This window comes from Lentzea sp., from assembly GCF_036380075.1.
GTDB lineage: Bacteria > Actinomycetota > Actinomycetes > Mycobacteriales > Pseudonocardiaceae > Lentzea.
The window spans coordinates 1-20,042 of record NZ_DASVFL010000197.1; the positions used below are offsets into that span (position 1 = coordinate 1).

Consider the following 20,042-nt stretch of genomic DNA (forward strand, 5'->3'; position numbering starts at 1 on the left):
GACGAGGCGACGTCCCGTTTCGAGACGGCGCTGGAGAAGTACGAGCAGTGCGGCGACCTGCGCGGCCAGGCGCACGCGCTGGCGATGCTCGGGTACCTGGACGAACAGCACCACGAGCACGACCGCGCGTTGGAACGCCACAGCGCGGCCGTGGAGATCCTCCGCACCATCGGCCACCTGAACGGTCTCGCCCACGAGCTCAACAACCTCGGCGCGATCAAGCAGCACCTGGGGATGTTCGACGAGGCCATCGCCGACCACGTCGCGGCGTACGAGATCGCGGAAGAGCAGGAGAACTCGGTCGCGGCCGCCCGCGCGCTGACCAACATCGGCGACGCGCACCGGCTGGCCGGGAGGTTGCCCGAGGCGCGCCGCCACCACCGGCTGGCGGCCGAGGCGGCCCGCGGCGTGGACGACACCGACCTGCGCGCCCAGCTGGTCCTGCACCAGGCCGCCACCGCCGGCGACGGGGGCGACCAGCCGGCGGCGTTGCGGTTGTACGAGGAACTGCTCGACCTCGCGACCGGCACGGGCAACCGGGCCTACCGCTCGCGCGGCGAGGTCGGTGTGGCGCGCACGATGCACGCGCTCGGCCGCCACTCCGACGCGGTCGCGCACTGGCGGGCCGCCGAGGCGGTGTTCACCGAGCTCGGCCAGCCGGAGGCGGACCAGGTGCGGGCCGAGCGCGCGGCGTTGGCGTGCGCGTGCGGTCAGCGGTGAGCCAGCAGGCGCTTGAGGTCGGGGTAGACCTCCCGCACGGCACCGTGGTTGTGCCACCTGCCCAGGGTCCTGGCCAGCTGCCGCAGGTCGGTCCGCACCGTCGCGGAGTCGACGTGCGCCACGTCGCCGAACGTGTCGGCGAGGGTGCGGCAGCCGCGGTCGACCTCGCCCGACAACGCGTGGGCGAGCGACCGCCGCACGCCGAACCTGGCCCTGGTGCGCCGTGACGCGGCGGGCACCGACGCCAGCTGCCGGTCGAGCACCGCGGCGGCCTCGGCGTTGAGCCCCAGGTCCGACAACGCCCATCCCCTCGCCAGTTCGAGGGGATCGGCCGCGCTGGAACCGAGTGCCGGGTACGGGCTCTCCTGCGGCACGGACGCCATCAGCCGCGCGGCGCGGTCGAACGCGCTCTCGGCGGCGTACCGGTCGCCGGCGAGAGCATGGCCCTGCGCCTCGCGGCGGGCGGCCAGCGCGAGGACGCGCGGACCCGCGCTGCCGATCCACTGCGCCTGCTGCGCCAGGCCGATCGTGGCCGCGGCGTCCCGCCGGTAGAGGGCGACACCGGCCTCCCTGACGAACGCGTAGCTCGCGATGTCCGGGTCGCCCGCCGCGCGCGACAGCTCCGAGGCCTGCCTGGTCCACCAGACCGCGTTCTGCTCGTCGCCCGCCTCCTGGCTCATCCAGCCCGTGTACTCGGCGATCCGCGCGGCCAGCAGGAGCAGGCGGGTGCCGACCGGTCCCGCGTTCTCCCGTGCGAGCGCGTGCACCGTGTGGTGCAAGGCTTTCAGCGGTTCGAGGACCACCGCCGGACTGGTCTGCAGCCCGAGCTCGCGCAGCTGCTCGAACGACGTGCGCATCCCCGCGATCACGTGCTCGTCCGGCACCGCCCGCGTCCCGCTGCCCGCGAGCGCCCCGACACCCAGCATCGTGCCGGCCACCAGCACCTGGCGGCGGCCGAGCGCGGGCCCGCCGCGCGCCGCGGCCTCGACCAGCCGGCCGCCGACGTCGAGCACCCCGTCGCACAGCCGCGCCACGGTCGGCGTCGGCGGTTTGAGATCGTTCTCGATCTTGCTGAGATAACCCTTGCTGTAATGGATGAGCTTCGCCAGCTGTCCCATCGACAGGCCCGCGGCGACGCGGTGTTCGCGCAGCAGCTCACCAAAAGTTCCAGCCACGACTGCCTCCCGCTCCAACGTCTTGCGAGTACATCACCGGAATCAGCACCGCGCAATGCGCCCCGGCCATTGTCACGAATGGCCGGGGCGCATTTGCGGCTACCTCAGTCGTGCCACGGGTAGCCGCCGCCGTCCTGCGTCTCGGTCGTGGTTGTGGTGGTCGGGGGCTTGGGCGGGTTCTCCTCGTCCGCGTTGGCCGCCACACCACCGGAAACGGAGGCGGCGACAGCGATCGCGGTCAGCAGCGTGGCGGCACCCGCGGCGAAAGTGGACACGATTTTGGACATGGCGAATCCTCCGAAGGGATCGGATTTGCATTTCCGGATTTCGCCCGCTTCCGGCGGGCTCCCTTCGAGCATTCGTCTTCGAAAAGCGCGGAACCAGGTGTTTCCCGTTGCCCACCGGGGTGGTCAACACGTCCACTCCTCATCCACTTCTGGTCAACACCCGGCATGGATGCTGCGCGCACCCGACCGCCGGCCGGGAAGTCATCAGGGAGGTTGGAGTGACCGAATCCGCGAGCTACGACATCGCCGTGTCGTTCGCAGAGGAGCAGCGCGCCGTGGTCGACGAGGTGGTCGAGGCATGCCGCCAGCGCGGCCTGACCGTGCTGGAGAGCAACGACCTGCCGGAGGCGGAAGTGCGCTTCCTCGTGCCGTTCGTGTCCGCGGCGGACGAGGTGCGGACGACCGACGAGCACGTGCTGCCCGTGCTGACCGGCGACGACCCCACGTCGTCACCGCACCTGCACGCGGACGAGCACCTCGTCGACACGCTCGTGTCCCGCGTCGAGGAGGCCGAGACCGCGGGCCACCGGCGCGTCCCCGTCGCCGACCTGGTGGCCGCGCTCAAGCAGCCCGAACCGGAGCAGGCGCCGGAACCCGAGCCCGCTGCCAGGAACAGCCCTCTGCGCACGCTGGCGGAGCAGTTCGCCGCCGCGTCCCCGGCGCTCGCCAAGCGCGGCCTGGCCGGCACGGTGCACCTCGGCGACACCACGGTCGCGGTGCGGGTCGAGCGCGACGACAGCACGGTCTACGCGGTCGAGGTCCGCGAGGACGACGTCGTGAACTTCGTCGTCCTCGGCGGTTCCTCCGACCAGCTCTCCGGCCTGTGGCGGCGGATCGAGGACATGCTGAACGCGTGACGTCCACGCCGACGCGACAAGGGCGGTGCCCCCGTTCCGGGGACACCGCCCTTGCTCACTTCCCTACTTCCTGGCCCGCTCGACGACTTCCTCCAGCCGCAACGGACTGGGCGGGTGGTGGCTCAGGCACAGCGGCGCCCGCATCCGCCGGAACCCGAACGTGTCCCCCGTGGCGTAGAACTGCCCGCGTTCCAGCCGCGAGATGTCCGCGACCGAGCTCCCCTTGGCCCGCGCCATCTCCGTGGCCGCGGCGATCTGCGCGGGACTGTTCAACCGCCCGAAGAACTGCGTGGTGGCGTTCCCGGTGATCTGGTTGTGCACACCCTTCGGCGCCTGCGTGGCCAGCAACAGACCCAGCCCGTACTTCCGCGCCTGCGACGCCAGGAGGATCGTCGTCTGCGTACTGGCCGTGACGCTCCCGGAAGGCGCGATCGTCTGCGCCTCGTCCATCACCAGCAACCCGCCGAGCGGCCGGTCCACCGCCGGGTTCCGCTTGATCCAGGCGAAGACCTCGAGCTGCAGCTGGCTGATGAACCCCTGCCGCTGCTCGTCCGACGGCAACCCGACGAAGCTGATCACCGAGATCCGCGCCTTCTTCCCCGCGGACGGCCGGAGCAACGCCCCGGGATCGGTCGGCTCCCCCTGCCCGCCGAGCAACGGATCGTTGACCATGGCCGCCCGCAACGTCTCCGCGAGGTCAGCCGCGGTCGTCGCCGCCGAGTTCAGCTTGCTGATCCCCTCGGGCAGCTCCGCCAACAGGTCCACGAACCCGTTGAGGTCCCGCCGGTCGTTGCGCGCGTAGTACTTCAACGCCTCCTTGAGCACAGCCCGCCCTCTGACAGCGAACTTGGTCTCGTTGGCAATCCGGGCGTGCGGCACCAGCCGGGCCACCGCGGCCTCGATGGCCGCGACGAACTCGTCCTCGTCGCCCCGAACCTCAGCGAAGTCGGGCAACGGGTGGAACACCAACGGCCGCCCACTGGCCCGCCCCGGCGTCCACACCACGACCTCGGTCCCGGCCAGGTACGCGGCAGCCTTCTCCGCGTCCCCCGGCCCCCACTCCCCAGGCGGCGCGGGCCAAGCGTCCCCGAGCCGCGCCAGGTCGTTGTTGGGGTCGAGCACGATCGCCGAAACCCCTTGCAACGCACACTCTTCGACGATCCGGCGCAACAACACCGTCTTGCCGCTACCGGACCCGGCGAACACGATGGCGTGCTTGCGCAACGACTCCAACGCGATCCGGATCTCACCGTCCATCCCGAGCACGATCTCACCGTCCCGAGCAGGCTGCACCTGCCGTTCCGGCTCCTGCTGCGGCACCGGCTCCTGCTGCGGTTGCGGCTGTGGGTTCCGCGGCTTCGGCGGCGGACGCGTCTCCTGGTGCCTCGCCTCGGCTCGCCCCCGGTCCGGCAGCACGGCGCGCAGGAACGCGGTACCGCTGGCGGGTTTGCGCGCGACGAGCCAGGCGAGCAGCTGGTGGGTCTGGACCGCGCAGATCTCCTTGAGAGCGCCGAACGTCCTCAGGTCGTCGTCGGTGATGTCGACGCAGAGCCCACCCGCGCCCGTCAGCTCGGCGACCAGCTTCTGCGTCACCGCACCGGTCCAGCCCTTGCGTCCGTTGCGGATGATGACCAGGTGCCTGCCCTTGCCGCCGCGCGACCCCTCGGCGGCCGCGCGGGCGTCACGCAGTTTGCGCAGCACCGTGTTGCCGTGGGTGCTCGCGATGAACCGCATCCCCCAGGACTCCTGGGTGTCCAGCTCCTCGTCCACCGTGAGTCGCAGGCCGGCGTGCAGCCGCATGTCGTCGGAATGCGGCTCCGGATGCCACCTCAGGTCGTCGTTGCCGACCTCGGTGATCCAGGACTTCAACCCCGCCAGCAGCAGTGGGGGAAGGACGTCGTTCTCCTGGTTGGGCTTCACCCCCGGCGCGGTGATCTCTGCCGTCTGCCGCAGCTGCTCGAACCTGGTGTCGAAGTCCGCCATGTAGTCCGGCTCGGGCCCTGCGGGCCGGAACACTGCCACCGAATCGGTCTGCAGCGGCTCGTCGAAGGAGCTCAGTTCCTTGATATCGCCGTACAGACAGGCTTCCGCGTGCTGGTGCACCCTCTTCAGGAGCTGCCGCGGCGTTCGGTTCGACCAGTTCTCCTGCGCGAAGGCGCTGGGTGCCACCGGCCAGGTCGGGTGCGGCGGCGTGATGCCGTTGCGCTGGTACACGACGCCGAGCCACTTCTCCAGCAGCTTCCTGCCCAGCTCGGGATCGCCGATGGAGGCCAGGATCGGGGTCGTGGTGAATCGGTCCTCGACGGTGTCGCTGGCGATCGACTTCAGCAGCCTCCACGTGTTGGGCAGGCACGCCACCACTGTGACCGTGCGCCGCGTCGTCTCGCGCAGCTGCATCAGGCCGTCGGAGATGTCCGCGATCTCCTGGACCAGCTCGGGGTTCGTCACGACCTCATCGGTGGCGTGCTGGCCCTTGTTCACCAGCGTGTCCAGCTGGTCGACCGCGATGACGCAGGGGCCGGTCATGGCGAGCACGCGGGAGATGTCCCTGACGAGAGCCCTCGACTGGTTCGACTCCACCGGCAGCCCCCAGCGGGCGCGTTCCTCCTTCGACTCGTCGATGCCCTTCAGGTAGGACCTGCCGATGTCGGAGTGCTCCGAGCCGTACAGCACGAGTGCCCGGATCGTGTCACCGCACTCCACGGCGATCCGGCTGTCCACCTTGCGCAGTCCCATGAGGAACACCTGCAGGTGCTCCGGTGTGAGCGGCGCTTCGCCCGTCACCGCCCGCGCCACCTCGGCGGGAACGTCGGCGCCGAGGCACAGCTGGCGCAGCAGCACCGTCAGCTGGATCTCACCGTCGTCGCCGGCGCGCCGGAGCTCGCTGCGCATGGCGTCGGCGACGTCGTCCCAGAACGCCAGCCCGGACGTGACCTCCACCAGGAAGAAGTAGCCGCCCTGCTGCTGGACCGTGCGCCGCACCGAGCCCAGCAGGTGCGTCTTGCCGACGCCCTTCTCACCCTGCAGCACGAGGCCGCCGACGCTCGGCCCGATACTGGCCCTGGCGTCGGCGATGCCGGCGCGGAGCCTGTGCTCGGCCCTCGTGTGCAGCCCCTCGATGTGGAACGGCGACGAGTGCCAGACGTCGTCCGGCGTCTCGGCGGAGTTGAAGCGCACGGCCGCCAGCGCCTCACGCAGCTGTTCGGTCATGATTCCTCGATCGCCATGAGGTGCTTGTCCTCGCCGCCGACCCGGATCGCGGCCGCGTGGTCCTCCTCGGTCAGCACCTTGCGGTTCGAGTCGGGAACCAGGTGCGCCGAGCCCTCCTTCACCATCTTCAGCAGGGTCTCGTCGACGTCGTTGCGGTCGGCGCCGTTGAGCCGCGGCCGCACCTTGGCCAGCCGGACCCAGTCCTGGTAGCCGTCACCCAGGTCCAGGTAGACCTGCCGGATGAGGTCCTCCAGCCCGCGGGACCGGATCGCCTCGGCGAGCAGGCCGCGCTCCCGGAGGAAGGGAACCACGCGCCGCAGCAGCTCCTGGTTCACCCGCGCCTGCGGTCCCACCCGTCCCGGCAGGTCGCTCTCGACGAGGTGCGTCATGCACCAGTCGATGCCGCGGTCGGTGATCTTGTGGATGAGCCTGCGGCCCTCCTTCAGCGTCTCCAGCAGCTTGTCGCGGTTCAACGCGTCCCGGTCCTTCGGCAGCAGGGTGATCTTGTAGGTGGACTTCAGCTCCGTGTTGGGCATCTCCCGGTTGGCCAGCATCAGGGCCATCAGCGCCGACTTGGCGCTGGTTGCGTACTTCTCCGGCATCACGCCGCCCTCTCAGTCGGTGAACGCGTTGATTCGTCGCTCGATCCGGGCGAGCAGAGCGCTCACCTCGGTGCGCAACTGGGCCGGCACGACGACGCCGGTCCCGTTGCGGTGCGGTTTGCTGAGCAGCAACAGGTCGGCCGACCGGTCGCGCAGCAGGTCCATGTCGCCGTCGTCCAACGCCCAGGCGATCCCGCGGACCGTCTCCTCGACGAGCGCGAACCTCCCGCCGTACGGCAGCTGCTCCGGCAGCTCCCGCAACGCGGCCTCGGCACTGCGCAGCGCCTCGTGGTCCGGCTCGGTCTCGGCCGCCGGCGTCGCCTTGATGAGGTCGTGCAGCTCCCGCGCCACCCGCACCGGCCGCACGGTCTTCTCGAACTCGACCAGCCGGAGGCTGCGCAGGAAGCCGGGCAGCCGCTCGCGGTCGGTGCCGCGGGTGAGCAGGCAGAACATCTGCCGCTGCGCGCCGTCCGGGCTGAGCGTCCTGCGCATGAACCGCTCCGCCTCGGTGAGCTGCCAGCGGCTCAGCTCGCCGTCCACGACGAGGCAGAGGTGCTCGGCGGGATCCCCGATCTGGTCGAGGAACTCGGGGTCGCTGGACACGGACCGGTCCGCGGTCACCCCGAGCAGCCGCAGCTCCGTGATCAGCTCGGTGCTCGTCTGCCACATCGTCCGCGGACTCGACACGAGCAGGTCCAGGTCGAACTTCCTGCGCCGCGACCGCGCCGCCGCCACGTAGGCGTCGCGGTTGTCCGCCAGCAGGTCGGTCCGGTCGTACTCGTGCGCGATCACCGCGGCGACGGTCTCCAGCGCGAACGAGATCTGGTCCGGCGACGGAGGGCGCTCGACCATCACCGGCAGCAGCTCGCCGAAACTCCAGAACGAGATGTAGGGCACGGTCAGATGCCTCATCATCTGCTCCGGCGTGACCCCTTTGACCAGCCAGTTGCTGAACAGCGGAGCGACGACACCGGTGCACTTCTGGTGCCATTCCTCAGCCCGCTGGTACTCCATCCGGTTGTCCAGCCGGGACAGCACGGGCATGACCTGGTGGCGCGGCCGGTCGTACGGCAGGCGATCCCTCGCCAGGTCCGCCAGGTGGGCGATGTCGACGACCTCGTTGAGGTTCTGCTCGTTGGCGGTGAACACCACGACCAGTCGGTCGGGCAGCTGCGCGGCGCAGATGCCGGCGATGTCCGAGACGCCGGTCCGGCTGTCGATCAGGACGAAGTCGTACTGGGCGACCCACTCGGCGCGGCGGTCCTCCAGGTACTGGGCGAACCCCTGGTCGTAGAGCTCGGCCCAGTCGATCTCCTGCATCCGGTGCGCGTAGCCCGCGTCGAGCTTGTTCCCGACCACCTTTCCCGCCGCCATCAGGTCGAGCACACCGCCCTCGACGTCGACGGAAACCGTGTGCGCCCTCGGCAGCTCCACTTTCCGCATGAAGTCGTGGGCGAGGTCGACGACACCGCTGTCCGGTGTCTGGGAAAGGTGCGGCCGGAAGTAGAGGTGAAGGCCAGGTGCCTCCAGGTCCCAGTCGACGGCGAGCACCCGATAACCCCAGCGGGCGAGCAACACCGCCGTGTTGGCCAGCGTGAAGCTGCGGCCGACACCGCCTTTGTAGGAGTAGAACGTGATCACGGTTCCGGACATGGCTTGAACCTCGGCAGGGGCGGACGCGGAGTCACGATCGGGTCGGGGATCTCGACGATCGGCCAGTCGGGTTGCCAGTCGGGAACCTGGTGAGCCAGTTCGACCAGGTCCCTCGCCAGCTGCTTCACCTCTTTGTGGAACTGGAAGTAGTGGACCGTCTGCTGGTAGACCGGATCGGGATGCGCGAATTCCTTGAAGTCGTGATAGCTGCGCATCCGTTCCTCCTGTGGAAAATTCTCCGAATCGGAGAAGAGGATGGGATAGATCAATCCCTGAGGGATCTCCGCAGTCGCGAAGCCCAGCATCTCCTCCCGCGCCCGCATGCTGTACAGCTCAGACATGCACCAGCCAGACGTGAAGTAGTGCGGCGTCAGGACCTGGATCATGATCTTGCTGCGCCGAAGCGAGGTCTGGAGGTTGTACGCCCACTGCACCGCCTTGGGCATGTGACGGTCCATGTAGATCCTGGGCGCTGGCGCATACTCGTCAGCGAGGCAGTCCTTCAGCTTGTTGTAGAAGTGGTTCAACAGCCATTTCTGGACGTTCCCCTGACGGCTGTAGCTGATGAAGAAATCAAACTCGTAGCCGGACACAGCAGACAACAGTAGATGCGGTCATCCCGCGATAAAAGACAAAAAAGTGGGCATTTTCGCCCGTTCCGACCATTAATTGGACAAAAACTGGGCGGACGCCGAACAGCAAGAAGCCCCCGATCACGTTCGATCGGGGGCTTCTTGCTGAGAGTGGACGATACAGGGATTGAACCTGTGACCCCTACCGTGTCAAGGTAGTGCTCTCCCGCTGAGCTAATCGTCCGAGCGGATGACGAGACTCGAACTCGCGACCCTCACCTTGGCAAGGTGATGCGCTACCAACTGCGCTACATCCGCGTTGCGCCTCGGTTTCCCGTGGTGCGAGAGGAACTTTATCCGACGGTCCCCCGAAGTTCCAAATCGGCTGTTCTTGCGGGTGACGCGGCCGCCGGCCGGCCCGGGAACGCCAGCGGGGCCGGTGCGCTGTGCACCGGCCCCGCTGCGATCCGAAATGGACGATACAGGGATTGAACCTGTGACCCCTACCGTGTCAAGGTAGTGCTCTCCCGCTGAGCTAATCGTCCGAGGCGGAGACGGGAATCGAACCCGTGTACAGGGCTTTGCAGGCCCTTGCCTAAGCCACTCGGCCACTCCGCCAGGAGCATGAGTCCACAGCGGCTGTCCACTGAAGACCCACAGAGCGGATGACGAGACTCGAACTCGCGACCCTCACCTTGGCAAGGTGATGCGCTACCAACTGCGCTACATCCGCGTACATCACTGACTTCGTGATGTTGAAACAACCTTATACGAGGGGTGCAACCGGGTTTCACCGGGGGTACCCGCACTGCCTTCGCGGGCCCCCTACCTCGGATTATTCAGCTCAGGTCGTTGGAGATGAGGTGCGTGAGCGCCTCGTCCACGTTGACCCAGAGGTGCTCGTTGCCCGGCACGACGACGTCGTAGGTGCGGTCGAGGAAGTCCGCGAGCTCCTGGGCGGACGCCTCGAACATGGCGTGCCCGGAGGGCGAGCTGAGCTCGATCACGACGACCTCGGGGTCGTCGGCGGCGGGGCGGATGCGGACGTCACCGTCGCCGGCGTCGGCGATGAGACCGTCTGCGAGCAGGTCGCGGGCGTACACCCACTCGACCCAACCGGCGCGGCCGGTGCGGAACGCGGCGACAACCGCGTACGGGTCCTTCGTGTCGTATCGCAGCTCCACCTGAACCGGGACCGCGGGGGTCCTCGGCGCCAGCAGGTCGAAGACCGCTGTCGAGCGGAGCGTCACGTGATCGTTGCGCATCGTCGTTACCCTCTTCTCCCTTCCCGGTCAATGAAACGACCGAGCACCTGAGTTGTGACGTTCATGTGGCGAGGAACGCTCGCGATTCTGGCGCAGATCACCCCATCGGGTCAGCTCGACTGCGCAACGCGACCGCTTGCACGCACTCCGTGGCCTCCTCGCTCGTCAGCCGGTGTTCAGCGACTCCCATCTTGCTGGGTCTAACCTGAACCCGGTACCGGCTGTTGCGCGAATGTTGGACGTGAGGACATCTCTGGTGGCTGACTCGCCCGGTCCACCCGTCGCGCCACGCGACGGCCGGCCGACCGATATCGACCTCGTGCACAGGCTCGCACAGGGCGATCGGGCGGCGTTCGGAGAGCTGTACGACAGGTACGGCACGCCCGCGTATTCGCTGGCCCGACGCATCTGCGTGGATCCCGAACTGGCCGAGGACGTCGTCCAGGAGGCCTTCCTCGCGCTCTGGCGGCACCCCGCCAGGTTCGACCCCGCGCGCGGCAGTTTCGGCACCTGGTTGATGACTTTGGTGCACCACCGCGCAGTGGACGCCGTACGTAAGGAAAACACTCAACGTCGCCGTACTGTTCCCCTGACGGATGACGTGTCCCCTCCGACCGAGGGATCCGATCACCAAGCGTTGGTGAGCGTGGTGAGCGCCGAGGTCAGAGCGGCACTGCGAACTCTGCCGGAAGAGCAAAGACAAGTAATAGCTCTCGCATATCTCGGTGGCTACACGCAGTGCGAGGTGGCGAAACTGACGGGCATCCCGCTGGGAACTGTGAAATCGCGCACGTTCGCGGCGATCAGACGCCTGAGAGGCACGTTGGGGAACTTGTGGGCGGGCGAGACGGGCGAGACGACGGGAGTTCACCGGTGAACGGCGGCATGTGCCCCCACGAGGAGCTCGCCGTCGGCTGGGCGATGCACTCCCTGGAGCCGGACGAGGAAGCACTCCTCCGCGACCACCTGCCGACGTGCGCCTCGTGCCGGACCACGGTGCAGTCGACGCAGGAGGTGCTCGCGGGCATCGGCGGCGCCGTCCGCCAAGAGCAGCCACCGCCCCGCCTGCGCGCGATGCTGATGGAACAGATCGAACACACCCCGCAGGAAGCCCCGGCGCCACCGGCACCACGCCACGCGGCCCCCACTCCCCTGCGCCCGCGACACAGCCGTCGAACGGGCCGCGTCCTGCTGGCCGCGGCAGCTGCCCTGGCCGTCCTGGCCGGCGGCGGCTACCTGGGCGTGCGCGTGAACCAGCTCTCGGGCGAGGTCACAGCCGCCCAGTCCCGCACGGACGACCTGAACAAGGCCCTGTCCCTGGCCGCGGACCCCGCCACCAACAGGGCAGTACTGCGCACGACCTCCGGCGACGAGGCAGCCATCGTCCTGTCGAGCCAGGACTCGGCCGCCGTGATGCCCCTGGACCTCAAGCCGAACGACTCGGGCCATGTCTACGTAGTCTGGGGTGCGAGCACGAAGGCGCCGGTACCGTTGGCGGTGTTCGACGTGCGAGCGGGATCGACCGACCCGCAGCTGCTGAGCTGGTCCCCCGAAGCACACAGGCACACGACCTTCGCGGTGTCGCTGGAACCAGGCCGCCAAGCCCCGACGACCCCGTCGAAGGTGCTGGCAGGTGGCCAGGTTGCACCCGCCTGAGTCCCAACAGGATGATCGCCCCATGACGAAGCCCGAAGTGAAGCCCGACGAAGAGCACAAGGGCTGGCGCCACCGGTTCCGCCGCAACCCGGCACTGAACCTCGCCTACCGCATCGGCGTGGGCGTGATCGGCGGCATCGTGCTGGTCGCGGGCATCATCATGATCCCGTACCCCGGCCCGGGCTGGCTGGTGGTCTTCGCGGGCCTGGCCATCCTCGCCACGGAGTTCGAGTGGGCGGGCCGCGTCCTGAAGTTCGCCAAGCGCTACTACGACCGCTGGGTGGCTTGGCTGAAGCGCCAGCCGTCCTGGGTCAGGGGCCTCGTGATGGCCGGCGTCTGCGCCATCGTCCTGGCGACCTGCTACCTCCTGAACGTGTTCGCGCTGGTAGGCGGCTGGTTCGGCCTCGACTGGGCGTGGTTGCAGAGCCCGATTTTTGGTTCTCGTTGATGATGTTGTAAGCTATGGCCACACCGCGAGAGCGGGACAGCAAGACAACAGAACACGGGCGTTTAGCTCAGCGGGAGAGCGCTTCGTTCACACCGAAGAGGTCACTGGTTCGATCCCAGTATCGCCCATTTCAAACGGAAGGCCCCTCATCTGCAAAGATGAGGGGCCTTCCGTTTTTTGCACGCGCCAATGACTTGTGCGTGCTGAAAACTATGTCCATGCTGGTCAAGCGACGTGCCAGTACTCGTGAAGTGCTCCACCGAGCCGATCCTGTCGACGTATGACGAGGCGCTCGATCCGGTCGGGTTCAAGAGGCTGGGGCCGAGTTCGCAGGGTGCCGCGGCGGCGAGTGAGCGGTGGGTCCGGGGCAGGTTGTAGTGCCGCTCGTACTCCCGAAGTGCGTGCCGGAGGTGGGTCTCGTTCCAGATCAGGGTGCGGTCCAGCAGTTCGGTGCGCTGCGTCTTCGCCCAGCGTTCCGTGATCGCGTTCATGCGAGGTATCCGGATACCGGTCAGCGCCTTGGAGATCCCCGGTGGGGGCCGAGAATGTACTGGCGCTGCCCGGTGAGCATGACCGTTCGATGAAGCCCATCGCCAGGACCGCCTCAGCCTGCGAGCGCAGGAAGTCGACCCAGGTGACTGTCGTCCGGTGCGGGGCCGGGTCAACGCCCTCGGTCTTAAGGATCTCCCGCACGGTGGAGGGAGCGATCGGAGTGGTAAGCAGGGTGAGTTCGCCGTGAATGCGCCGATACCCTCAGGAGGGGTTCTCGGTTGCCAGGCGCAGGACAAGGCTGCGAATCGCAGGCGACCACGCGTGGACGCCCAGGCCCTCGGTGTTTGCTCGCACGGGCATGGCAGCTCCTCACCAGGTCGCGATGCCACCGCATCATGCGCAATAGCCGTAGCGCGGCGAAGGCGTGGGAGACGGCGAGAGAGGCGAAGCGGACCAGTACGAACCGCGATCATGCCGGACGGCGACCGGTCATCACACGCCGATGCCTACTGACCTGCACGGACGTATTTCTCGGCACAACCCAGCACACGCCCGACCGTCTCTATCGCGGCGTAGTTTTCACATAAAACGAGAAGGGGTACCGGCCGGCAGTTGCCGATCGGTACCCCTTCTGATCGTGCGTCAGCGGCGGCGCAGGGACTGCCTCACCACGTAGACCCCCAGCAAGCACCCGCCGAGGAACAGCAGGATCGGCACAATCAAAGGCAGGTCAAGCAGCAGGGTGGCTACTGTGGCAGCGGCTGCCAGGAACATGCCCACAGTGCCGTTGCGACTGCTGGGATCCATCTCGCTCCTCGCTGTCGGTCAAATGAGCTTGCTGATCGCTTTCCCGCCGAAAACGCCGCCGACACCACCAATCGTGCCACCGACGGCGCCGCTGATCGTGGCGTCGGTGATCTTCGCTTTGTCGCCGCCGCCGATCGCGGCGCCCAGCCCTCCGCCAGCCGCGCCGAACATCGCGCCGACGACCGCTCCGCCGACGAGGCAGCCCACGCCACCGGTGGCGCCGCAGGCGACGCCGATCACGGTGCCGGAACCGATGCCCCCGATGCCCGAGCCGACGTCCTGACCGAAGTCCGCCCAGCTGTAGCCACCGGTCGGATCGCTCTGGTTGACCGGGTCGCCCTTGGCGTAGTTGTACGGGTTGCTTTCCTGGCCCGTCGGGTCCGGTGAGCGGAACCGCGCCATCGCGCTGTCGTACACGCGGTGGCCCATCAGGTACTGGCCCTGCTGAAGTTGGTAGACCCCGATGTAGCGGAACGGGTTCGCACCCGCGGCCGCTCCGGTCGCCGTCACCGCCCCGTACGGCGTGTAGTCGTATTCGGCGACCAGGTTGCCGGAGGTGTCGACCAGGCCGATCACGCTGCCCTGGTGGTCGGTGACCGCCCCGTACCGGGCACCGGCGCCGTCCTTGAGCCCGATGAGCAGCCCTTGGGGGTCGCGGGTGTAGCTGGAGCGCTTGCCGTTGTCGACGGTTTCGGTGACGCCCAGGGCGGTGTGCGTCAGGACGTGGGTGACCTGGTTGCCGCCGACGGTCTCGGTGATGGTCCTGGGCTGGGTCTGCTGGCTGGTGTCGTAGCGGACGTCCAGCACCTGGGTCGTGCCGGCGTGGCCGGTGAGGACCTGGTTGGTGGGGCTGAAGGTGTACTGCGACTCCGGGTTGGTCGTCGACGCGTGGTTGCCCGCGCCGTCGAACGTCACGGTCGTGTCGTTTGCCTTGGTGGCCTGGTCGGCGGCGTTGACGGTGAAAGTGTGGCCCTCGCCGGAGAGCAGGTTCGTGGCGTTGTCGTAGGTGTAGGTGGTGCCCGGTGCGGTCTTGAGCCTGCCGGCGCCGTCGTAGGTGAAGGACCGGGTGCTGCTGCCCCTGGTCTTGACCTGGATCTTGTCGGTGTCGGTGCCGTCGGGCTTGGTGTAGCGGTTGGTGGTCTTCGGCAGCTCGGCGCCGCCGGACCGGGTGACGGTCACCGAGGTCTGGCGTCCGGCGTTGTCGTAGCCGAAGGTCGTTGTGCCGCCGAAGGAGTCCTGCAACGTCTTGAGGCGGTTCGCCTCGTCGTAGTCGTACTTCGCCACACCCGTCGGGGTGGTCGGCGTCTTGACGTTGCCCGCCTTGTCGTAGGCGTAGGAGACGACTTCGCTGCCTCGCGTGACCTTCTCGAGCAGGTTGCGCGGGTCGTAGTCGAAGACCCTCGTCGCGTCGGCGGTCTGTGTCCTGGTGAGGTTGCCGTTGGCGTCGAAGGTGTTGGACTGCAACACCGTGCCGTTGTACGTGGTCGTCGTGACGCGGTCGAGCTTGTCGTAGACGTAGACGATCTTCTTGCCGTTGCCGTCGGTCACGCTGTCGACGCGCGAGAGGGCGTCATAGGTGAACGTCGTCGGCTTGGCCGGAGCAGGCGGGACGACCTTGGTGAGGTTGCCGCGGTCGTCGTACTCGTAGGTCGTCTCGGCCTGCTTACCGTCCTTTTTGGACTCGACCAGGCCCATGCGTTCGGTGTAGCGCAGCACTTCGATGTCCGCGTTCAGCCCCGTCGAGCGGATGCGGGTCACGTTGCCGTTGTCGTCGTAGTCGCGGGTCACCTGGTTGCCCGACCCGTCGGTGATCTGCGTCGGCAGGTGAGGATGTGCCGAGTCGGTGTAACCGACGACGTTCTTGGCTCCGGTCGCCAGCTTCGTCCCGATCAGGTTCTGCTGCGGGTCGTAGTCGTAGGTCGTGGAGTGCTGCATCCCGTTGGTCGTGACGTTGACGTCGCTGTTGGCCGTCCAGGTGCGCGACTGGACGTGACCGAGGGCGTCGGTGGCCTTGGACTGCCGCGCCGGTGCCGTCGCGGGTCGGCTCGGTGAGCTTGGTGATCCGCGTGGAGTCCGGGTCGTACTCGAGCTTCCAGGTGTTGCCACGGCCGTCGGTGACCGAGGTCAGCAGGTCCCGTGCGGTGTCGTAGCCGAACTTGACCTTCTGGCCCGCCCGGTCGCTGAGCTCGCTGAGCCTGCCGGCGGTGTAGACGTAGTTGCCGAACGTCTGCCCCGTCGGGTCGGTCAGCGAGGAGTCCCTGCCCTGCGTGTCCCGGTTGAACGTGGTGACACGGCCCTGCGAGTCGGTGATCGACGCCAGGGACCCGTCCGGCCGGTAGCGGTTGGTGTTGGCGTTGCCGTTGCGGTCGGTCTGCGACACGAACCAGCCCTGGCCGGTGAACAGCCACGGCTCACCGGAGTCGTTGAACGTGACGACGTAGCCGCTCTCCGGCGTCTTCGTCAGCGACGCGCGGAAGTGCTCGGCGGGAGCGAAGGTGCCGTCCGCGTTTTCCGGAAATTTCACGCAGTACTCGTTGGGGCCGTGCAGGATCCGCATGTTTCCCGACGTGAATCCCGGATTCTCCAGACCGATCTCGGTCCCACTATGAATCCAGCCCGACGAGGACTGCGCGTTGTAGAACCGGTCAGCGGACATGTTCAGCCCGGTGCCCTTGACGGTCAGTTCGCGATAGGACAGCACGACATTCCGCGTGTCCAGGTTGACCAGCAATTCCAGCCGGTCGCTGATCTGGTGCCGTTCCATCGGATACCACGGCAGCACACCGAGGTTGAAGTTCAGGCAGGTCGTCCGCATCGCCGAGACCTCACCCGATGCCACCAGAGCCGTGATCGACTCATGACCGATTGCCGCGCAATACCCATTGTCTTTCGCTTCAAACCTCAAATTCGGCCGAATTCGCGGCAATCGCGGTGAATGTACCTGACGTCGACGGAGGGGGAGCTCCCCGGATCTGGTGCACGGTCTCCCACGGCCGATCGGAGCCTGGACAGCCGGCCGCGGCACTGTTTGGATCGATCCACGCCGTGTTTACAACGTTGCAAACGAGTCCGACCCTGCAGATTGGACGAGACGGTGACACCAAAGACCGCCCTGGCCGCGATGGCCGCCCTGCTGCTCGGCAGCGTCCCCGCGGTGGCCTCGACAGCGGAAACGTCGAACGTGGCTGCCGTGCCCGACTTCTCCACGTCCGAGGCCGGCAACCCGTTCGTCGACGGGTGGTACGCCGACCCCGACGTCGCCGTGTACGACGGGAAGTACTGGGTCTTCCCGACCTCGTCGCGGCCCTACGACGAGCAGACGTACCTGGACGCCTTCTCGTCGACCGACCTGGTCAACTGGACCAAGCACCCCAACGTCCTCACGACCGCCAACGTCTCGTGGGCGCGGCGGGCGGTGTGGGCGCCCGCGCCGGTGCAGCGCAACGGGAAGTACTACCTCTACTTCGGGGCCAACGACATTCAGGGCAACTCCGAGCTCGGCGGGATCGGGGTGGCCGTCGCGGACCGGCCGGAAGGGCCTTACCGGGACGCGATCGGCAAGCCGCTGATCGGGCAGTTCGTCAACGGCGCGCAGCCCATCGACCAGGACGTGTTCGTCGACACCGACGGTCAGGCGTACATGTACTACGGCGGCTGGGGTCATGCCAACGTCGTCAAGCTCAACGCGGACATGACGAGCCTCGGGCAGTTCGCGGACGGCAGCACCTACAAGGAGATCACGCCGGCGAACTTCACCGAGGGTTCGCAGATGTTCAAGAAGAACGGCAAGTACTACTTCATGTGGTCCGAGGACGGCTGGACCGGGCCGAACTACGCGGTGTCCTACGCGATCTCCGACTCCCCCACCGGGCCGTTCACCAAGATCAGCCGGGTGTTGAGCCAGGACGCCGCCGTGGCACGGGGTTCCGGCCACAACTCGGTGCTCAACGTGCCGGGCACGGACATCTGGTACATCTTCTACCACCGGCGGCCGTTGAGCCGCAGCGGTGCCAACGACCGGCAGCTCTCCTACGACCGGATGACGTTCAACGCCGACGGCACCATCGCGCCGGTCACGATGCGGGTCGAGGACGACTTCGAGGACGGCAACGCCATCGGCTGGACCACGTACGGCGGCAGTTGGTCGGCCGGCACCAAGCGGTACGAGGCCGGGGCGTCGTTCGGCGGGAAGGCGTTGCTGGACACCAACTTCTCGGACCTCGTGCAGCAGGTCGACGTGACGCCGCGGTCCGCGGGCGGGGACGCCGGGGTGGTGTTCCGGGCCACGCAGGCGAGCACCGGCACGGACGCCTACCGCGGCTACTACGCCGGCATCAGCGGCACCGGGAAGGTCGTGCTGGGCAAGGCCGACGGCGGCTGGACGCAGCTGGCGAGCGCGGCGGTCGCGATCCGGCCGAACGTCTCGCACCGGGTGCGGGTCGAGGCGGTCGGGTCGTCGATCAAGGTGTACGTGAACGACGCGCTGAAGATCTCCGTCACCGACACCAGCTATGCCAGTGGTGCCAACGGAGTGCGCGTCTTCAACACCGGGGCGGGCTTCGACGGCTTCTCCGTCGCCCACCGCTGAGGTGCCGGGCCGGCCTCCCCGCGGGGCCGGCCCGGACCACCGGTGACGGGGCCCTGGGAGCGCGACCTTACGATTGCGCGGCTCAACGCGTGTTGAGGCCGGCGCCGGTGCGCCGGGACAGGGGAGGTGCCGTGCGCGCGGGTTCTGGTGCCGTGTCGGCTGGTCCGTCGTTGCGGCGGTGGTCGGTGTGGATCTCGATGGCGCTGGTGGCGGTGCTGCTGGGGGCGACCCTCGCGGTGCTGCTGGCCATCGGCGACCTCTCGCGGGCCCGCTCGCGGCTGCTCGACGTCGTGGGACCGGCGGTGGTCAGCGCGCAACAGCTCGGGGCCGACCTGGTCGACCAGGAGAACGGCGTCCGCGGCTTCGTGCTCAGCCGCAGCGAGGACTTCCTCAAGCCCTACCAGAACGGGTTCGACCGCCAGAGCTCCGCCCGCGCGACGGTCGCGGCGCTCGAGACGCCGAAGGTCGCCGAGGGGCTCACCGCGCTGGACGCCGCGATGAACGGCTGGCGCAGCCAGTACGCCGACCCCACCATCGCCGCGGTGAAGGCCGGTGCCCAGGTCCCGGACGAGTCGGTGGGCAAGCAGCGGTTCGACGCGGTCCGCGTGGCGCTGACGGCGTTGCAGGACGAGCTGGCGGTCCAGCGGGCCGAGGGGCGGGCCGCCCTCAACGACGCGGCCACCGGGATGGCGGTCACGTGCATCATCGCGATGGCTGTGCTGCTGGTGGCGGTGCTGGGCTGCGTGGCGGCGGTGCTGGTCCACGTCGTCGGGCCGCTGAGCAGGCTGCGCGGGCACGTGGGGCTGGTGGCGGGCGGCGACTTCGCCCACACGGTCACCGCGACCGGGCCGTCGGAGCTGCGGGAGCTGGGGCGCGACGTCGACGTCATGCGCACCCGCATCGTCTCGGAGCTGGACCAGGCGCAGGAGCGCAACGCCGCCCTCGACGCCGCGACGGCCGAGCTGCGGCGGTCCAACTCGGAGCTGGAGCAGTTCGCCTACGTCGCCTCGCACGACCTCCAGGAGCCCCTGCGCAAGGTCGCGAGCTTCTGCCAGCTGCTGGAACGGCGCTACCGCGACCAGCTCGACGACCGCGCCACGCAGTACATCGACTTCGCCGTCGACGGCGCGAAGCGGATGCAGCTGCTCATCAACGACCTGCTCGCGTTCAGCCGGGTGGGCCGGCACCGCGAGAAGCACGTGGTGGTGGCGGCGAACGACCTGGTGGACGACGCGCGCCGGAACCTGGCCCAGGCCTTGGAGGACACGGACGCACGGGTCGAGGCCGGCACGCTGCCGCAGGTCCGCGGCGAGGCCAGGCTGCTCACGGCGGTGTTCCAGAACCTCATCGGCAACGCCGTGAAGTTCCGCGGCCCGCAAGCCCCGCTCGTGCGGATCGACGCGGAGCCCGGCGACGACGACATGTGGACTTTCTCGGTGCGGGACAACGGCATCGGCATCGAGGAGCAGTACGCCGAACGGATCTTCGTCATCTTCCAGCGGCTGCACACCAAGGACCAGTACTCCGGCACCGGCATCGGGCTGGCGATGTGCCGCAAGATCGTCGAGTACCACGGCGGCCGGATCTGGCTCGACACCACGGCGACGGACGGGACCACGATCCGCTTCACCCTCCCGCGGGCCGAGGCGGACACCCGGACCGACGACTGAGAGCGGGGACCCGCGCCGAAACGCGGGTCCCCGCTCTCAC

Annotated in this window: 18 protein-coding genes and 6 tRNA genes; 8 read left to right on the top strand and 16 right to left on the bottom strand. The window is 68.2% G+C overall.

Annotation, left to right across the window (positions count from 1 at the left end):
• Positions 1–720: tetratricopeptide repeat protein (locus tag VF330_RS21500; RefSeq protein ID WP_330853435.1), on the top strand; the 720-nt coding region annotated here is incomplete at its 5' end.
• On the opposite strand, the gene VF330_RS21505 is transcribed toward VF330_RS21500, so the two are convergent.
• Together VF330_RS21505 and VF330_RS21510 are read right to left on the bottom strand one after the other, a co-directional pair.
• The gene (locus VF330_RS21505) at positions 711–1,895 is read right to left on the bottom strand and encodes a helix-turn-helix domain-containing protein (RefSeq protein WP_330853436.1); all 1,185 of its coding nucleotides are present in this window, start codon (positions 1,893–1,895) and stop codon (positions 711–713) included. The two genes, VF330_RS21500 and VF330_RS21505, sit on opposite strands and share 10 nt — an antisense overlap.
• 104 nt (positions 1,896–1,999) lie before the next feature.
• Complete coding sequence (locus VF330_RS21510) at positions 2,000–2,182, bottom strand: hypothetical protein (protein WP_330853437.1); 183 nt, start codon at positions 2,180–2,182, stop codon at positions 2,000–2,002.
• Positions 2,183–2,400: 218 nt separating this feature from the next.
• Here VF330_RS21510 and VF330_RS21515 point away from each other — a divergent pair, with 218 nt between their 5' ends.
• Positions 2,401–3,039: a hypothetical protein gene (locus tag VF330_RS21515; protein ID WP_330853438.1), complete on the top strand. Its 639-nt coding sequence runs from the start codon at positions 2,401–2,403 to the stop codon at positions 3,037–3,039.
• A 63-nt stretch (positions 3,040–3,102) separates the two neighbouring features.
• Here the strand turns inward: VF330_RS21515 and VF330_RS21520 are convergent, their stop codons facing one another.
• The 10 genes from VF330_RS21520 to VF330_RS21565 all read right to left on the bottom strand — a co-directional run bounded on the left by VF330_RS21520 (position 3,103) and on the right by VF330_RS21565 (position 10,341).
• Positions 3,103–6,249 (bottom strand): helicase HerA domain-containing protein, encoded by a 3,147-nt coding sequence (locus VF330_RS21520; protein WP_330853439.1) that lies wholly within the window; start codon positions 6,247–6,249, stop codon positions 3,103–3,105.
• Complete coding sequence (locus VF330_RS21525; protein ID WP_330853440.1) at positions 6,246–6,851, bottom strand: hypothetical protein; 606 nt, start codon at positions 6,849–6,851, stop codon at positions 6,246–6,248. Before VF330_RS21525 ends, VF330_RS21520 begins: the two co-directional genes overlap by 4 nt.
• A 12-nt stretch (positions 6,852–6,863) precedes the next feature.
• Positions 6,864–8,504 (bottom strand): tyrosine-protein kinase family protein, encoded by a 1,641-nt coding sequence (locus VF330_RS21530; protein ID WP_330853441.1) that lies wholly within the window; start codon positions 8,502–8,504, stop codon positions 6,864–6,866.
• On the bottom strand, positions 8,489–9,097 hold the full coding sequence (locus VF330_RS21535) for a TIR domain-containing protein (protein WP_330853442.1): 609 nt from the start codon (positions 9,095–9,097) through the stop codon (positions 8,489–8,491). Before VF330_RS21535 ends, VF330_RS21530 begins: the two co-directional genes overlap by 16 nt.
• Before the next feature lie 151 nt (positions 9,098–9,248).
• A tRNA-Val gene (locus VF330_RS21540) sits at positions 9,249–9,320 on the bottom strand.
• Position 9,321: 1 nt separating this feature from the next.
• Positions 9,322–9,394 (bottom strand) — tRNA-Gly (locus VF330_RS21545).
• Between the two features lie 155 nt (positions 9,395–9,549).
• Positions 9,550–9,621 (bottom strand) — tRNA-Val (locus VF330_RS21550).
• A gap of 1 nt (position 9,622) precedes the next feature.
• Positions 9,623–9,694 (bottom strand) — tRNA-Cys (locus VF330_RS21555).
• 42 nt (positions 9,695–9,736) lie between these two features.
• Positions 9,737–9,809: transfer RNA gene (locus VF330_RS21560), tRNA-Gly, on the bottom strand.
• 106 nt (positions 9,810–9,915) lie between these two features.
• Positions 9,916–10,341, bottom strand: coding sequence for an SsgA family sporulation/cell division regulator (locus VF330_RS21565; RefSeq protein WP_030477975.1), 426 nt, complete (start codon positions 10,339–10,341; stop codon positions 9,916–9,918).
• Positions 10,342–10,597: 256 nt separating this feature from the next.
• On the opposite strand from VF330_RS21565, the gene VF330_RS21570 reads away from it, so the two are divergent.
• From VF330_RS21570 to VF330_RS21585, 4 genes are all read left to right on the top strand, one after another.
• Positions 10,598–11,218 carry an RNA polymerase sigma factor gene (locus VF330_RS21570; protein ID WP_330853443.1) on the top strand — a complete coding sequence of 207 codons (621 nt, stop codon included), beginning with the start codon at positions 10,598–10,600 and terminating at the stop codon, positions 11,216–11,218.
• Entirely contained in the window at positions 11,215–11,997 is a 783-nt protein-coding gene (locus tag VF330_RS21575) for an anti-sigma factor domain-containing protein (RefSeq protein ID WP_330853444.1), read from the top strand. Before VF330_RS21570 ends, VF330_RS21575 begins: the two co-directional genes overlap by 4 nt.
• A gap of 22 nt (positions 11,998–12,019) precedes the next feature.
• Entirely contained in the window at positions 12,020–12,445 is a 426-nt protein-coding gene (locus VF330_RS21580; RefSeq protein WP_330853445.1) for a TIGR02611 family protein, read from the top strand.
• Positions 12,446–12,501: 56 nt separating this feature from the next.
• A tRNA-Val gene (locus tag VF330_RS21585) sits at positions 12,502–12,573 on the top strand.
• A gap of 18 nt (positions 12,574–12,591) precedes the next feature.
• Here the strand turns inward: VF330_RS21585 and VF330_RS21590 are convergent.
• The 4 genes from VF330_RS21590 to VF330_RS21605 all read right to left on the bottom strand — a co-directional run bounded on the left by VF330_RS21590 (position 12,592) and on the right by VF330_RS21605 (position 16,670).
• Positions 12,592–12,936, bottom strand: coding sequence for an integrase core domain-containing protein (locus tag VF330_RS21590; RefSeq protein WP_330853446.1), 345 nt, complete (start codon positions 12,934–12,936; stop codon positions 12,592–12,594).
• Between the two features lie 643 nt (positions 12,937–13,579).
• The gene (locus VF330_RS21595; RefSeq protein ID WP_330853447.1) at positions 13,580–13,744 is read right to left on the bottom strand and encodes a hypothetical protein; all 165 of its coding nucleotides are present in this window, start codon (positions 13,742–13,744) and stop codon (positions 13,580–13,582) included.
• Between the two features lie 18 nt (positions 13,745–13,762).
• On the bottom strand, positions 13,763–15,439 hold the full coding sequence (locus tag VF330_RS21600) for an RHS repeat-associated core domain-containing protein (RefSeq protein WP_330853466.1): 1,677 nt from the start codon (positions 15,437–15,439) through the stop codon (positions 13,763–13,765).
• Entirely contained in the window at positions 15,408–16,670 is a 1,263-nt protein-coding gene (locus VF330_RS21605) for a hypothetical protein (RefSeq protein ID WP_330853448.1), read from the bottom strand. The genes VF330_RS21600 and VF330_RS21605 overlap by 32 nt, the downstream gene beginning before the upstream one ends.
• A 168-nt stretch (positions 16,671–16,838) precedes the next feature.
• Here VF330_RS21605 and VF330_RS21610 point away from each other — a divergent pair, with 168 nt between their 5' ends.
• Both VF330_RS21610 and VF330_RS21615 read left to right on the top strand, forming a co-directional pair.
• Positions 16,839–18,332, top strand: a complete 1,494-nt coding sequence (locus tag VF330_RS21610; RefSeq protein ID WP_330853449.1) for a family 43 glycosylhydrolase — start codon at positions 16,839–16,841, stop codon at positions 18,330–18,332.
• A 131-nt stretch (positions 18,333–18,463) separates the two neighbouring features.
• Positions 18,464–20,002 carry a sensor histidine kinase gene (locus VF330_RS21615; RefSeq protein ID WP_330853450.1) on the top strand — a complete coding sequence of 513 codons (1,539 nt, stop codon included), beginning with the start codon at positions 18,464–18,466 and terminating at the stop codon, positions 20,000–20,002.
• Positions 20,003–20,042: the final 40 nt, after the last annotated feature.

Bases quoted from the DNA above. Each gene is read 5' to 3' on its own strand.
- VF330_RS21510 (WP_330853437.1), bottom strand. From the start codon at position 2,182: ATGTCCAAAATCGTGTCCACTTTCGCCGCGGGTGCCGCCACGCTGCTG.
- VF330_RS21520 (WP_330853439.1), bottom strand. From the start codon at position 6,249: ATGACCGAACAGCTGCGTGAGGCGCTGGCGGCCGTGCGCTTCAACTCC.
- VF330_RS21525 (WP_330853440.1), bottom strand. From the start codon at position 6,851: ATGCCGGAGAAGTACGCAACCAGCGCCAAGTCGGCGCTGATGGCCCTG.
- VF330_RS21530 (WP_330853441.1), bottom strand. From the start codon at position 8,504: ATGTCCGGAACCGTGATCACGTTCTACTCCTACAAAGGCGGTGTCGGC.
- VF330_RS21565 (WP_030477975.1), bottom strand. From the start codon at position 10,341: ATGCGCAACGATCACGTGACGCTCCGCTCGACAGCGGTCTTCGACCTG.
- VF330_RS21580 (WP_330853445.1), top strand. From the start codon at position 12,020: ATGACGAAGCCCGAAGTGAAGCCCGACGAAGAGCACAAGGGCTGGCGC.
- VF330_RS21590 (WP_330853446.1), bottom strand. From the start codon at position 12,936: ATGAACGCGATCACGGAACGCTGGGCGAAGACGCAGCGCACCGAACTG.
- VF330_RS21595 (WP_330853447.1), bottom strand. From the start codon at position 13,744: ATGGATCCCAGCAGTCGCAACGGCACTGTGGGCATGTTCCTGGCAGCC.
- VF330_RS21600 (WP_330853466.1), bottom strand. From the start codon at position 15,439: ATGGGCCTGGTCGAGTCCAAAAAGGACGGTAAGCAGGCCGAGACGACC.